Source organism: Acidithiobacillus sp., from assembly GCF_023255755.1.
Taxonomy (GTDB): Bacteria; Pseudomonadota; Gammaproteobacteria; order Acidithiobacillales; family Acidithiobacillaceae; genus Acidithiobacillus.
This window is the reverse complement of record NZ_JAGDVS010000192.1, coordinates 1-11,805: the sequence shown is the minus strand read 5'-3', so window position 1 is coordinate 11,805 and position 11,805 is coordinate 1. Positions and strand designations below refer to the sequence as shown.

At 55.9% G+C, this 11,805-nt stretch carries 15 protein-coding genes and 1 pseudogene; 2 read left to right on the top strand and 14 right to left on the bottom strand.

Annotated elements, in window-relative coordinates; all coding sequences use genetic code 11:
* Nucleotides 1-31: 31 nt before the first annotated feature.
* The 6 genes from Q0C48_RS13695 to Q0C48_RS13670 are packed head-to-tail and all read right to left on the bottom strand — an operon-like array spanning nt 32 to nt 5,514.
* Nucleotides 32-283 (bottom strand): hypothetical protein, encoded by a 252-nt coding sequence (locus Q0C48_RS13695; protein ID WP_291525275.1) that lies wholly within the window; start codon nt 281-283, stop codon nt 32-34.
* A complete protein-coding gene (locus tag Q0C48_RS13690) occupies nt 258-2,201 on the bottom strand; it encodes a DNA topoisomerase 3 (RefSeq protein WP_291525273.1) in 1,944 nt (647 codons plus the stop codon). Before Q0C48_RS13690 ends, Q0C48_RS13695 begins: the two co-directional genes overlap by 26 nt.
* A gap of 4 nt (nt 2,202-2,205) precedes the next feature.
* Nucleotides 2,206-2,496 carry a hypothetical protein gene (locus Q0C48_RS13685; protein WP_291525271.1) on the bottom strand — a complete coding sequence of 97 codons (291 nt, stop codon included), beginning with the start codon at nt 2,494-2,496 and terminating at the stop codon, nt 2,206-2,208.
* 12 nt (nt 2,497-2,508) lie between these two features.
* Nucleotides 2,509-3,801, bottom strand: coding sequence for a TrbI/VirB10 family protein (locus Q0C48_RS13680; RefSeq protein WP_291525269.1), 1,293 nt, complete (start codon nt 3,799-3,801; stop codon nt 2,509-2,511).
* A gap of 10 nt (nt 3,802-3,811) precedes the next feature.
* Entirely contained in the window at nt 3,812-4,834 is a 1,023-nt protein-coding gene (locus Q0C48_RS13675; protein ID WP_291525267.1) for a TrbG/VirB9 family P-type conjugative transfer protein, read from the bottom strand.
* Entirely contained in the window at nt 4,831-5,514 is a 684-nt protein-coding gene (locus tag Q0C48_RS13670; protein WP_291525265.1) for a type IV secretion system protein, read from the bottom strand. The genes Q0C48_RS13675 and Q0C48_RS13670 overlap by 4 nt, the downstream gene beginning before the upstream one ends.
* A gap of 105 nt (nt 5,515-5,619) precedes the next feature.
* On the opposite strand from Q0C48_RS13670, the gene Q0C48_RS13665 reads away from it, so the two are divergent.
* A complete protein-coding gene (locus tag Q0C48_RS13665; RefSeq protein WP_291525263.1) occupies nt 5,620-5,886 on the top strand; it encodes a BrnT family toxin in 267 nt (88 codons plus the stop codon).
* Nucleotides 5,873-6,154 carry a BrnA antitoxin family protein gene (locus tag Q0C48_RS13660; protein WP_291525260.1) on the top strand — a complete coding sequence of 94 codons (282 nt, stop codon included), beginning with the start codon at nt 5,873-5,875 and terminating at the stop codon, nt 6,152-6,154. The genes Q0C48_RS13665 and Q0C48_RS13660 overlap by 14 nt, the downstream gene beginning before the upstream one ends.
* 335 nt (nt 6,155-6,489) lie before the next feature.
* Here the strand turns inward: Q0C48_RS13660 and trbL are convergent, their stop codons facing one another.
* From trbL to Q0C48_RS13620, 8 genes and pseudogenes are all read right to left on the bottom strand, one after another.
* The gene (gene trbL, locus Q0C48_RS13655; protein WP_291525258.1) at nt 6,490-8,043 is read right to left on the bottom strand and encodes a P-type conjugative transfer protein TrbL; all 1,554 of its coding nucleotides are present in this window, start codon (nt 8,041-8,043) and stop codon (nt 6,490-6,492) included.
* Nucleotides 8,040-8,276, bottom strand: a complete 237-nt coding sequence (locus tag Q0C48_RS13650; RefSeq protein ID WP_215888701.1) for a hypothetical protein — start codon at nt 8,274-8,276, stop codon at nt 8,040-8,042. Before Q0C48_RS13650 ends, trbL begins: the two co-directional genes overlap by 4 nt.
* 18 nt (nt 8,277-8,294) lie before the next feature.
* Nucleotides 8,295-9,056 (bottom strand): conjugal transfer protein TrbJ, encoded by a 762-nt coding sequence (locus Q0C48_RS13645; RefSeq protein WP_291525256.1) that lies wholly within the window; start codon nt 9,054-9,056, stop codon nt 8,295-8,297.
* Nucleotides 9,046-10,050, bottom strand: a complete 1,005-nt coding sequence (locus tag Q0C48_RS13640; protein WP_291525254.1) for a hypothetical protein — start codon at nt 10,048-10,050, stop codon at nt 9,046-9,048. The genes Q0C48_RS13645 and Q0C48_RS13640 overlap by 11 nt, the downstream gene beginning before the upstream one ends.
* A 15-nt stretch (nt 10,051-10,065) precedes the next feature.
* Nucleotides 10,066-10,353, bottom strand: coding sequence for a hypothetical protein (locus tag Q0C48_RS13635; protein ID WP_291525252.1), 288 nt, complete (start codon nt 10,351-10,353; stop codon nt 10,066-10,068).
* Between the two features lie 93 nt (nt 10,354-10,446).
* Nucleotides 10,447-10,791 (bottom strand): hypothetical protein, encoded by a 345-nt coding sequence (locus Q0C48_RS13630; protein ID WP_291525250.1) that lies wholly within the window; start codon nt 10,789-10,791, stop codon nt 10,447-10,449.
* A 270-nt stretch (nt 10,792-11,061) separates the two neighbouring features.
* Nucleotides 11,062-11,472, bottom strand: a complete 411-nt coding sequence (locus tag Q0C48_RS13625) for a hypothetical protein (protein WP_291525248.1) — start codon at nt 11,470-11,472, stop codon at nt 11,062-11,064.
* Nucleotides 11,415-11,805 (bottom strand): annotated as a pseudogene (locus Q0C48_RS13620) (hypothetical protein); the annotation flags it as partial. The pseudogene Q0C48_RS13620 and the gene Q0C48_RS13625, both read right to left, overlap by 58 nt.

Below are 11,805 nucleotides of genomic sequence, written 5' to 3'. Positions count from 1 at the left end.
AGTTCTTCTTCATAAATCTATGGGTTACTCGTCAAGCTACCACCTGATCGCGTTGGATCCATGTAACGAGCCAGGCCGGATCACCCCATTTTCCCTTTCGCACCATGCAGACCAGCAGTTTTTCCACCGCACTACCAGGCACGGCATCCACCCATGCGTGGAAATCCGGATCGTCGTCATAGGCATCAATCAGCGCCCCCATGGAGGCGGAATATCCCGCCTCCAGGTGCCCGGCATCAACGTGCCGGAAAATGCGATCAGCGATGTGCTGCAGATTGGCCATTGCCTTTTCCTTTTTTCGATCGTGTTGGTGTTTTGCTGCTACCGCCTGCTCCAGACTTGGGTGAAACCGCACCCACATTGATCCGGGTTTTCTTGGCAACCTGTATCAGCACTTCAACAAAACTCTGCTGTTTCTGTTCAAAGACGTCCGACCGCACGCGACCGTCGGCAATGGCGCTTAACACATCTTCCCACTGTGCCGTGGTGACAGGGTCGGTCAGCACCTTGGGTAGCCCGTTCACCAGGGCTCTACCGACACTGGTGCTCTGGAGCGCCTTGCTTCTGCGCTCGATAAATCCGCGCTCCAGCAACTTCTCGATCATTGACGCGCGAGTGGCCTCGGTGCCAAGGCCGGACGTTTCCTTGAGCTTCTTTTTGGCCTCCGGATCCTCGACATACTTGTGAATGCTGGACATGGCCTCAATAAGCGTGCCGTCGGTAAACCGTTTCGGCGGCTTCGTCTGTTTGGCCTGCACATCGCTGGCCACTACCGGCAACTCATCTCCTTTCAGGACCACGGGCAATCCCTGCTGATCGTCCTCATCCCCGTCTTCGGAAGTTGATAACGCGTACACGGCCTTCCAACCCGCCGATACCGGTACCTTGCCGTTGGCTTGCCATCTTTGCGTGACACAAACGAGGACAATCTTCGTGGCCCGGTACACATAAGGTGGGTAGAACTGTGCGAGATAAGACCGAACAATCAGGTCATAGACCTTTTGCCGGGCCTCGCCGAGCGTCCCCTCCACCTCACCCGTGGGGATGATGGCGTGGTGCGCCGTCACTTTGCCGGTATCCCAGATACCACTTTTCAGCTTGATATCTGCCTTGGCCACCAATGGGCCATACGCTGGATGCTTAGCCAACGCCGACAGTACCCGCCCCGACTCGGCGAACTGTTCTTCAGGCAGATACCGGCAATCCGTCCTGGGGTAACTGGCGGCTTTGTGTTCTTCGTAGAGCGCCTGGGCGCAGTCCAGTACCTGTTGCGCGCTCATCCCGAACTTTGCGGAACACGCTTTTTGCAGTTCCGCCAATGAAAAACCCAGCGGGGCCGACTGTTTCTGTTCCTTGCTTTGGAAATCCTCCACGATCGCTTTTCCTGCCCCCTTCGCGGCCGCCGCGAGGGTGTCGGCAACCGATTTGTTCGTCAATCGGTTCTCTTCATCCAGACCCGGTGCGCCCTCGACGGACACCCAGGCCGACCAGAACGATGTCGGACCCTTGGCCGTCTGGATGCGGGGCACGAAAAAGTCCTTGGCCTTGAACTGCTCGATGGCCTCATCCCGGCGCACGATCAGCGCCAGGGTCGGCGTCTGCACCCGACCGATGGACAGCACGCCAGAACCCGTATTGACCAGGGTAAATGCACGTGTCAGATTCATGCCGACCAGCCAGTCCGCCCTACTGCGCGCTTCCGCAGCGGCGGACAGGTTTCGGTAATCCGAGTTATCCTTGAGCGATGCGAGCGCCTTGCGCACCGATTGTTCGTCCAGCGCCGCCAGCCAGATCCGTTTCGTGGGACCTTTCCAGCCCATTTCTTCCAGTATCTCATCCACCAGCAACTGGCCTTCGCGGTCCGGGTCGCCGGCATTGACCACGGTATCCGCCCGCTTGAGCAAGTCACGGATGACCTTGATCTGCGCCCGGGCGTCCGCTTTGGGTAACTTGATCCACTGTTCGGGGAAGATAGGCAGTTCCTGCAAACGCCATCGCTTTTTCCCTTCGCTATTCAATGGCACGTCATCAGGTGTGTACAATTCTGGATCAGCTTGCTCAAAAATATGGCCGCGAGCCCAGGTGACGATATTCCCGCCACCACACACAATATGCCCGTTGCCGGATTTATGTGGCCCCGGCAGATACTGCGCAATGCCTTTGCCGAGCGACGGCTTTTCAGCGATATAAAGATTGGTCATCTGGTCACGCCTCCCTTGATATCCCCATACCAAGCAGGTATTGCACCAAGGCCGATACGCTGGCCCCGCGCGGCAAATTCTTGAGTCTGCGCAGGGCTTGCTCATCCATGGTGATGGCGACCGGGCGCAGATTCATTGGCGGATTGCTGCGTCCACGGCGTTGCGCCAGGGCCTGCAGCTCCGCATCGCTCATGTCTTGTATCAATGTCGACACCCGTTGGCCGCGTTCAGCCATGGGCGGGAGCCCATCCGGGATCGCATCGATATCCAGTCGTACAACAACGTAACTTTGCATGAACTTATTCCTTTACCGGTACGGATTGATCATCGCCGCCAACGCCGGGGCGGATGGGGTCGCGGAAGCTTCCTGCGGCGCCGGGTTGTACGTTCCCGGAAATACCAGGTCTTTGGTCACCACGACCTCGAACGCATACCCCGGGCGGATCTTCAGGGTCGGCGAGACATTCATGCCCTTCTGCAGTATCCCTGCCTCCGCCTGACCGAAGGTCTGCGATAATGCCTGTTCGCTATTAGACAGCGCCTGATTGCCGGTAACCCCTGTCGTGTTGGTTGCCGTGCTTGTTGGCGACGCCATGGCCATGCCGACGTTGATCACCGACATCAGCAAGGCGTCTTTGAAGATGGCCCATGTATGGTCATCCACCTCGTCATGAAACCCGGAGAAACCACGCGGACCCGCGCCGGACATGGAGCCTAAATTGATATATGTTCCGTTCGGAAAGGTGACCCGCTCCCATCCCATGGCCACTCTGGTTTGTCCGGCGATGACCCTGCTGGCATAGATACCCACGAGCTTGCTGCCCGCAGGGATCAGCAGGTAGGCGCCGCTGTTGCTGTCGTAGACTGGATGTGCGACCACCGCGGTGACCTCACCAGGGATATCCGAGTCGATGCCCGTGCTGAGAATTGCCGGGATCACACTGCCTTGCAGCAGTTCATACGGCGACGCTTCCTTGCGTACCAGGTGCTGGTCATAAACACCCACGCCGGATTCCGCATGGCTTTTTGGTGCGGGAACCGCCGACTTGACCGGGAATGACTCCCCGGTCGCTGGCGGAGTTCCCGCCTTCGCGGGACCCCTTGTAGTGGGCCAGGGCACCATGGCGGATGATTGGCCGCCCGCCAACGACGTCTGCAACGCCTGTACCTGCGGGCTAACAGGTTGCGGCTGCGGAGGTGGCGCATGCCCTCCCGACGCCCCTTGTCCAGGACCCTGCGCGGACTGCGATGAGGCCCCGCGCTTGGGATGCGCCGCTGCCGCTGAAACGGCGCTGGATGTCGGAGCCACAGGGGGTGGAGCGGCAGCGTATTCAGGATGCGAAGACACCGGGCCAATTTTCTTAACAACACGCTCTGTCGCCTTGTGCGATGCTTCGTAAGATCGATATTCGTTGAATGCGAAATACAACGCACCGGCTGCGCCCAACGCGATCCAGAGCGGCTTTTTATTGATGAAGGCAGCCATCATCCCGCCATCCGGTTTGATGTCGCCCCTCAGAAAACCAGGTGCCTGCTGATCCTCGTCGGCCCGTGCATTCGTGCCGTTGGAGGGGTTTCTTTCCCAGAATTTCCAGTTCATCCGCAAGCCCTTATTGATGCGTAATCTTCACGACCTTGCCGGCGCTGCCCTTCCCGGCCAGCAACAAGATCTGATGCGGGACGGAATCAACAATGAAATAGTGATCCCGATACTGCCAGTTGATGATCGCGGGTTGCCCGGCGCTGTTTTCCGCCAGGATGGTCGGCATGCCGCCACGGCTGGCTTGTCCGGAGGACATCTGGATGTAGGTGTGCGTGCCATCGTCGAAGATCCGCACCGGTCGAATATTCCCGCAGGCGCTATCGCTGAACCATCCACCGCCTGCGCAATGCGTCTTCCAGCGAAAATCGAGGTCGGCCGCATTGATGTTGGGTAGTGTGGCAATCGTCTCGGCATCCGCTTTAGCCTTGGCCGCCTGCGCATTTGCGGTCTGCAAATGCCAGGTGGATTGAATATCCTGCGGATAGTAAAAACCCACTTTCGGCGTGTACTTCGAGTGGTCGGACACCAGATTCACGTAGTAGATCAGCGGCTTTCCAGATTGGCTGGTCGCTGTGATCATCAGGTTGGTGTGGAGCCCTGCAAAACGGGGGGATACGGTGAGAATGGGCGTATTCCCGGCCATAGCCTGATTCAGGATCCACTCAGAGGGTGCGCCGATATCCAGTTGCTCCGGGTGACACCCCGCCTGCAACTCGATAATGCTGATGTGTAATGGTGACGCTACGACCGTAGGCCATGAACCGCCATAGGGGTACAGAATGGTCCCATCGGACCCCGCGATGGGCGGCAGATCATTCAGTTTTCCGGATGCGTATGCTTGCGTGAGCGATTTCTCAGCCTCCGCCCTGGTACGGAAACTCATCTTTGCGGAAGGCGGGGCGGCAACGATCTTCTGCCACGTTTGGGCATCGTTCACACCCGAACCGGAAGCCGCGGGGCCACCCTGAATGGCCGGCACCTGGTGGTCACTTCCCGTTTTCGGCACAATGACACCGGCCTCAGCCAATCCAGGCAGAATCGACAGTACAACCATCGTAACCAGTTTTCGCAGTGGTTTGGCGGTGTTCATAGGGTCTGATTCCAGTTGAAGGTGGTCACATAGATACCGAACGGATTACCGGCAAGAACATTCGGATTGTTGCCGGGTTTTATGACCGCGTAATTAATAATGCCCTGATAATGTTGCTTGTTGGCGATACCACCGTTCCCGTCGTACTGGGTCTCGGTCCAATCAATTTGAAAAGCTCCGCCAGTGGACTTGAGTTTGCCGATGGGCAGGGCGGAAGTGATTTTCACGGTGCGCCCACCCAGCCGCTTGGTGTAATCGATGTAGGGCGAATGCCGCTTGAAATAGGCGTTGATCAGGTCTTCACTCTGCTTGTCCACATAATGATAGCTGTCGTCGATCAGGGTCTTTTCTGTAGGCACGGACGGCGTCCTTGACCGGACCAGCCAAATCCAGTGTGTAAGAACATGGGCCACGATGGGCTGCTGATATGTGCCGGCGTCCACGGCCTGCGCCAGATGAACGGACGCACCAAGCTTGTTGACTGCTACCACGTAGGGCACCACATGCACCCGGTCCGCTTCGTAGATCATGCCCGCCCCGAAGCATGCCGCGATGCCGATGGCCGCGAAAGCCATCATTCGCCAGTTTTTCGCCCGTGCGATGTTGTCTCCATCGCGTTCCAGCCAATCCCGCCTGGCCGCAAGATAGCGTTTGTCCTGTTGCTGGTTTTCGTAGCTCATTCCCACCTCGACCGTCTCTCGTTATTATGGGTATAGCGGCGGGGGTGAAGAGATAGGCGTAAACAGCCGTTGACCACTGCTATTTGTGTGCATACAATAATTCACATGGAAATCACCTACGACCCGACCAAGGACGCTGCCAACGTCGCCAAGCATGGTGTATCGTTGGCGCTGGCAATCGAATTGGAGTGGGAATCGGCGGTGGCCTGGCCCGATGTCCGGCGCGAGTATGGCGAAACGCGCATGGCCGCCATCGGCTACATCGGGCTGCGATTGTACTATGTGGCCTTTGTGGATCGCGCCGATGGCCGGCGCATCATCAGCCTGCGCAAGGCCAACCAGCGAGAGGTGAAACGCTATGCCGAAGCTTAAGCCCGGAACCATTATCCCTACTCCGGAAGAAGACGCTGCCATCACGGCGGCAGCGATGTCCGACCCTGACGCCATGCCCTACACTGATGCGGAATGGGAAGCCGTCAAGCGCGGCAGGCCGCTGGCAACCGCGACCAAGGAGCGCATCACCATCCGTCTGTCACCTGAGGTCGTACAAGCCTTCCGTGCATCGGGCGAGGGCTGGCAAACCCGCGTGGATTCCGCCCTGAAAGACTGGCTCAAGACCCACTCCCCTACCCGCGTATGATGGCCAATCCAGACTTCCGTCAGAGCGGGCGTCGTCGTGAGCGCGCTGACGGACTGACTCACTACGCCCACCCGCTCAATCTCTCTTCCTAATGTATGCCGATGTGACTAGGCCGATCCACGCCCCAGCACATCCCCCTGCGAAGAGCTGGGATTGCCAAGTGCCGATAAAGAAAACCACGGAACCTACTAGAAAAATAGAGGTTGCGAGCACCCCCCGCCAAAAGGCCGGGCGGTCTTCTCTCCAGACTTCCTTTAGCATTTGCACAAGGCCAGCATAAGCATCGCGCCGCAGCCTTTTTTGTTCCTCACTCTCGAATAACATGGTTTGTTTCCTTAATCTTCCGGGTGCTTGAGATCGCCTCGCGAGGCCGGAACGCTCGAATCTGCCGGGCCGTGGGCGATATTGTCATGGATCGCGTTCAAGGATCGTTGAGTGGATCTAAAAGCATCCTGTCCTTCCTGAAACGCTGTAGGGGCTGGCTTAGCAGCACTGCCCGTGTTCGCGCCGCCACTTACCCCTGGGCCTGTTGACGTGGCCGGGGAAGCATTTGCAGAGGCGTCACTACCAGATACAGGGCCGGAACTGGCTGGTGCAGGCCGTGTAGTCGTACTTCCCGTGTTTTGGGCGAACTCCGGAAACACTTTCATAGGTGTTGTGGGGGCTGGCACACCCAAATCCGACGGCGGCGGCGAATATTTGGGTGCTGGCACGCCCGCTGCCGCATCGAACGGGGCACCAGAAGCTGCGGCGCCAGATCCACTCATACTACCAGCCCCAGAAACCGCATTTGCGCCCCCGACACTAGCCCCCATTTCGCCCGCAGATGCCGTCATACCAGCAGCACCAACCACGGATGCGCCAACGACGGCGCCAGTCGCTACAGCAGCTGTGGTGATGGCGGCACCCTTGGCCGGACCAGTGAAGTCACCACTGCCCATATTGCTCGATCCGTTCATGATGGAGGTTGCAATCTGTGGCAGTTTCTTGACCATAGCCGCGATAATCAACCCGATGGTCATAGCTATGAACGGTCCTTGTATGGCCCCACCGCTATCAATCAGCGCCTTTTGCATATCTGGGAGCATGTAGGTCTGAAAAAATCCAGCCAGTAGCGTTATAATCATCATCCTGACTCCTAACGTGATGCTATAATCCATATAACCGCTGGCATATTTTGTGGTAAATCTTAACCCGGTTAATCCCAAGATAATGACACCAGCGCCAATCACTACAAACGCCTCGATCTGAACCATCATAAACTCTATAGCAAGGTACAGAATAGACAAAGCGACGACGAAAGCAAGAACAAAAAATGCTATCTGTGAGAACGGGTTAGCGTCGATAACAGCGCTCTTTGCAGACGCCCCAACATCTGATACAAACTGTGAAATATTGCCGGACCATAACGAACTGATGGCACCCCCGACGTTATGAGTGACAGAAACAAAGGGTAGACCCATGATGGTCATGAAGGCGGTGTAAGATTCATTGGCAATGCTGGACGGGGTGATATTAACCCCGCTAACCTGGTCACCAATCTGTAAAAATGAATCAAAAATATCCGACAACCATGTGTTAGCATGCAATAGAATAGCCAGAAAAAAACTCAATGTAATGATTTTCTTTATGAGGCTTGGGAACATGTCCTCAAGCATCTTTTTAGAGAGCAGCCAAGTCGCAGCCATCCATGTCATTTCTAAAGCGGCAAGTATCCCGAACAGGTGGATTGCATGTTGCTGAATTGGCTTAAACCATGAGCCCATAATTTGTTGCTGTATCTGATTAGTAACTGTGTTAAATATGCCAAAGCTAGCAGCCGACGAAAATGCTGGAATTGCTAATAAAAAAGCAAATAGCATAAGCGACAATTTATCTGTACGCCTCATTTTTTAGTTCCTTTTTTTCCGATATTAGCAAATGCCGCCATGTTTGCCATAGTTCTATTAATACTGCCACCCGGCGCATTAGCGTTCACCTTTTGGCTGTGCTGTTCCGGCGTGGCTGGCTTTTGAATCGGCGCGGGTGCTTTCGTATCTTTCACAGATTGAGCATGCGAACATCCCATTAAAGCAACGCTGGTAACGATAACGGCGAGTGTAAATGTAATTTCTTTCTTCATAATACAGCTCCTTTAATTTCAGTGGTTGGAAAAGGTTGATAAGTCTTGCCCAGTGTTATCAGGTGGCATGCTCGTACTAAGATTTGGTCCACCAAAGATAGAATTAAACGACGCCTGAGTTGAAGCCTGCTTTTGCTCCATTTGCGCCTTCTTCCACGCAGCATTCATGCTCGCCTCGGAATTAGCCGTCTGCAGAAGCTGGGTATCGTCTGCGACCGTGGCTTGGCCTACGCTGACGGCGGCCTGAAGCAACCCATTCCGGCTATTGGGGTTGCTCATCGCCTGCTGCACCTGCTGCATGGCCTGCTGCTGGGTCACGAAGTTTGACGGATTCAGGTTGGCCGTTTGCAACGCATTGTTGATAGCCGTCTGCAGGCCGCTGGTAATGGTGCTGTACTGCTGTGTGTATTGCGACGTGATCTGCGGGTTGAAGTTGGCATTGATATTCTGGAACTGACCGGCGATGTTCTGTCCGGCATATCCAAGCTGTTCCGACTGCTGAACCAGCCCGTAGAGTTGGGCAACAGGCGCCGTGACCTGGTCATACATGGACTGCGGCAGCGTCACCATGTTCTGGACCATGTTCTCGTACTGCTGGATCTGCTGCACCAGTTGCTGGGCCTGGGTCATTTGTGACTGGATGGCGGTGACTTCCTGCACGATCTGTTCCGGCATGGTAGCGCCGCCCGTCAACGTGCCTGCGAACGCCATCACAGGCAAGCATGCCAGGATTGTTGCCGCCTGCAAGGCTACTGCAAAAAGCACTTTTTTATTGCACATTTTGATCCACCTCGCCCATGGTCGATTGCACTGTGGTATTGAACGCTTGCAATGCGGGTGAGATAGGCTGCATATAAGCGGCGATGGCGGGCATGTCAGCGGCCAAGATACTCACGATCTGCATGCGTACCGGGTAATTGGGAAGACGGAGCAACCCTGATGCGAAGCCACTGCTGGGGAGCACGTAACTGCTGCCTTGCTCAAACGGGGCTATGGCCTGCTGCACATCGGGTTCGTCCTGTACCGATACGTTCGCCGCGCCTTGAACACTGGCCGCTAAAGGGATCATGGGCAACGATCCGCTTCCGGTTGGGCACCGATCAATCAGCCGGGCGAGTGCGTTGTCTGTCGGCTGCGTGTACCAGCCAATAGGCGCGCCGTCATTCGGACCAGCCGTGTACTGCGCTTCGGCCAGGTTCGGCACATCCCCTATACCCGCTTGCCAGTTGGTGAACGGCATTTGACGGAGCGTGGTGCCTGGCCCCATGGCAGCTTGCAACTGCTGACCGGTAACTGTGAGCAGGTTCATCAGGTTATTCAGTGTCGCCTTGGTCTGCGCCTCGTTCTGTGTCAGTTGCTGCACATTCGACGCATGTGCCTGGACCTCAGCGATCATCAGATTTGCATACTGTTGCTGAAAGTCAATGGCTATGGTCTGCAGTGCGTAAGCTTCCACTGCGGCATCCCCGGTGATGTTCAGGCCACCCGTGACCAACCCGCTGGTTACCTGATCCCAATGCGTGTTGTGACAGAGTTCCTGCCCCCCCAGCGGGGTGACGATGATCGGCCCCTGCCCCGCCCACTGTTGTGCGGCATAGGGAGCCAGGGCGCCATAGCTTTGTGCCGCATCCTGGATTTCAGGCCACGTGGCCGTCATTTGTTGAATCGCTTGTGCGTCTGTCCGCATGGCGGCCACGGCCGTCTGGATGGACGCGTCAGCGGTACCGACACTCATCGCAAACAATACGGCGGAAATGAGCAAGGTCTTTTTCATGGGCATTTCCCTTGTTTACAGCTTTGCGGCGTCTGCCTTCAATGCCGCAAGGCTATCGCCCGGCTTAAACGCCTTAAAAGCCTTTTCAGCCGCCACGTTGTGCATCTGTGCTGCCAGATTGCGGCCTACAAAGGCATAATCAAACGCTTTACGCGTCTGTCCCGGATTCAGCCTGGCGATATCCGCCTGCAAACGCTTCACCTGCGTCGTCAAGGGAACACGTGGCGCCCCAAAATCCTCTCCACCTGCGAAAGAAACTACAGGAACCACGCATAGCAACATCAGTAATGCCTTTTTCATCATCCACCCCCCTGTCCCAAACACATCGGTGATTGGGTATAGCACAGGCTTCTTCGAGATAGATGTGGCATGGCCACTACAGCCTAATGCTTCGGCTCACCAGCGGAACCAGCCCGTCACGCAACCAACCGCATCCGATGCCCAGTATAACGGATACATATACCAGTCATCCTCCAGTCGGATTCCGCTGATCATTCGATAGAGCGCAAACGAAACTACAGTGACAGCCACAGCACTTCCGGTCCATAATAGATGCGCGGTCACCCATTGATAAGCATCGTACAAAACAGAAGCTATAACACAAACAATGCCAACAATGGCCAAGCCGGCCACTTCCAGTTCACTCAGAGGCTTAGGCGCATCCGTAGTCCATGTCCGTGTTTGCCACCGACCACAGTAATCACGGTAATGTTCAGTGTGTGTAATTTTCTTTCCGGACATAGTTGGCCACCACATATCGGCTAATCGAGAAGCTGAAACCACAATATATAGTTATTTATAGCTATACCATAAACGGCTGTCAAGCGCTAAATTACCGAATCATGCCACTAACAAATAGATGGCCGTCGACCAAGGGCGTGAGGTCGAGGCGATGGCTCTGGTGTAACTCCCTTGCTGGTAACTTGCGGCCTGTAAGCAAACGGACCAAACTAGATTAACTGCTACAAAAAAGAAGAGGCAGATAAATTGACCTTTCTGCAAAAACCTTCGTTACATCCCAAACCCCCGCTTAGCCTGTTCCACCCACTCATGCCGATTCGCGGGCAATCGTTCCCGTAACCAGGCCACCGGCCATTGCCGACCATAGCTTTCCTTGAGCTCCGCAATCCGCTTCACGTCTCGGGGATCGCTCACGCCACAGAACGCCAAGGCAACCTGCCCCATGGCCAGGTTGATCCGCCGATGGCCATCCGGGGTGAAAACGTAATAATCACTCTTGGGCGTGGCCATCTGCAGCAGCTCAACCTGCCGGTCATTGAGTCCCATGTCGCGGTACATGGGCAACAGGTCCTGACTGGTGGCCTGGTCGTTAGGCAGGAAGATTTTGGTATGGCAGGCTTCTTTCAAAATGGGCAGCAGCGGGCTTTTCGCCAGGTGGGACAGAGATGTCGTGGCAAACACGACAGCCGCGTTTTTTTGCGCAGCGTCACCAGCCATTCGGCCAGTTTTGCCAGAAACTGCGGGTTTTCCAGCATAAGCCATCCCTCATCAAGCGGGATCAGCGTAGGGCTGCCGTCCAGCATTTGCTCAATGCGATGGAAGATGTACAGCAATACCGGCCCCGTAGTGAGCTTGGCCTGTTCCGTGCCTGTCAACAGGTGCTCCATCTCGAAGACGGTAAATCGGTTGTCCATGCCCAGGGTATCCGCGCGCGCATCCAGCAATGTTCCCGTGCGACCCATCCCGGTATAAAAGCCAACCTGATTAGCACGATTCTTCCGCTGCGCGGAGCCA

Bases quoted from the DNA above. Each gene is read 5' to 3' on its own strand.
- Q0C48_RS13650 (WP_215888701.1), bottom strand. From the start codon at position 8,276: ATGAAGAAAGAAATTACATTTACACTCGCCGTTATCGTTACCAGCGTT.
- Q0C48_RS13670 (WP_291525265.1), bottom strand. From the start codon at position 5,514: ATGAGCTACGAAAACCAGCAACAGGACAAACGCTATCTTGCGGCCAGG.
- Q0C48_RS13690 (WP_291525273.1), bottom strand. From the start codon at position 2,201: ATGACCAATCTTTATATCGCTGAAAAGCCGTCGCTCGGCAAAGGCATT.
- Q0C48_RS13660 (WP_291525260.1), top strand. From the start codon at position 5,873: ATGCCGAAGCTTAAGCCCGGAACCATTATCCCTACTCCGGAAGAAGAC.
- Q0C48_RS13630 (WP_291525250.1), bottom strand. From the start codon at position 10,791: ATGTCCGGAAAGAAAATTACACACACTGAACATTACCGTGATTACTGT.
- Q0C48_RS13695 (WP_291525275.1), bottom strand. From the start codon at position 283: ATGGCCAATCTGCAGCACATCGCTGATCGCATTTTCCGGCACGTTGAT.
- Q0C48_RS13635 (WP_291525252.1), bottom strand. From the start codon at position 10,353: ATGATGAAAAAGGCATTACTGATGTTGCTATGCGTGGTTCCTGTAGTT.
- Q0C48_RS13665 (WP_291525263.1), top strand. From the start codon at position 5,620: ATGGAAATCACCTACGACCCGACCAAGGACGCTGCCAACGTCGCCAAG.
- trbL (WP_291525258.1), bottom strand. From the start codon at position 8,043: ATGAGGCGTACAGATAAATTGTCGCTTATGCTATTTGCTTTTTTATTA.
- Q0C48_RS13685 (WP_291525271.1), bottom strand. From the start codon at position 2,496: ATGCAAAGTTACGTTGTTGTACGACTGGATATCGATGCGATCCCGGAT.
- Q0C48_RS13645 (WP_291525256.1), bottom strand. From the start codon at position 9,056: ATGTGCAATAAAAAAGTGCTTTTTGCAGTAGCCTTGCAGGCGGCAACA.
- Q0C48_RS13675 (WP_291525267.1), bottom strand. From the start codon at position 4,834: ATGAACACCGCCAAACCACTGCGAAAACTGGTTACGATGGTTGTACTG.
- Q0C48_RS13680 (WP_291525269.1), bottom strand. From the start codon at position 3,801: ATGAACTGGAAATTCTGGGAAAGAAACCCCTCCAACGGCACGAATGCA.
- Q0C48_RS13640 (WP_291525254.1), bottom strand. From the start codon at position 10,050: ATGAAAAAGACCTTGCTCATTTCCGCCGTATTGTTTGCGATGAGTGTC.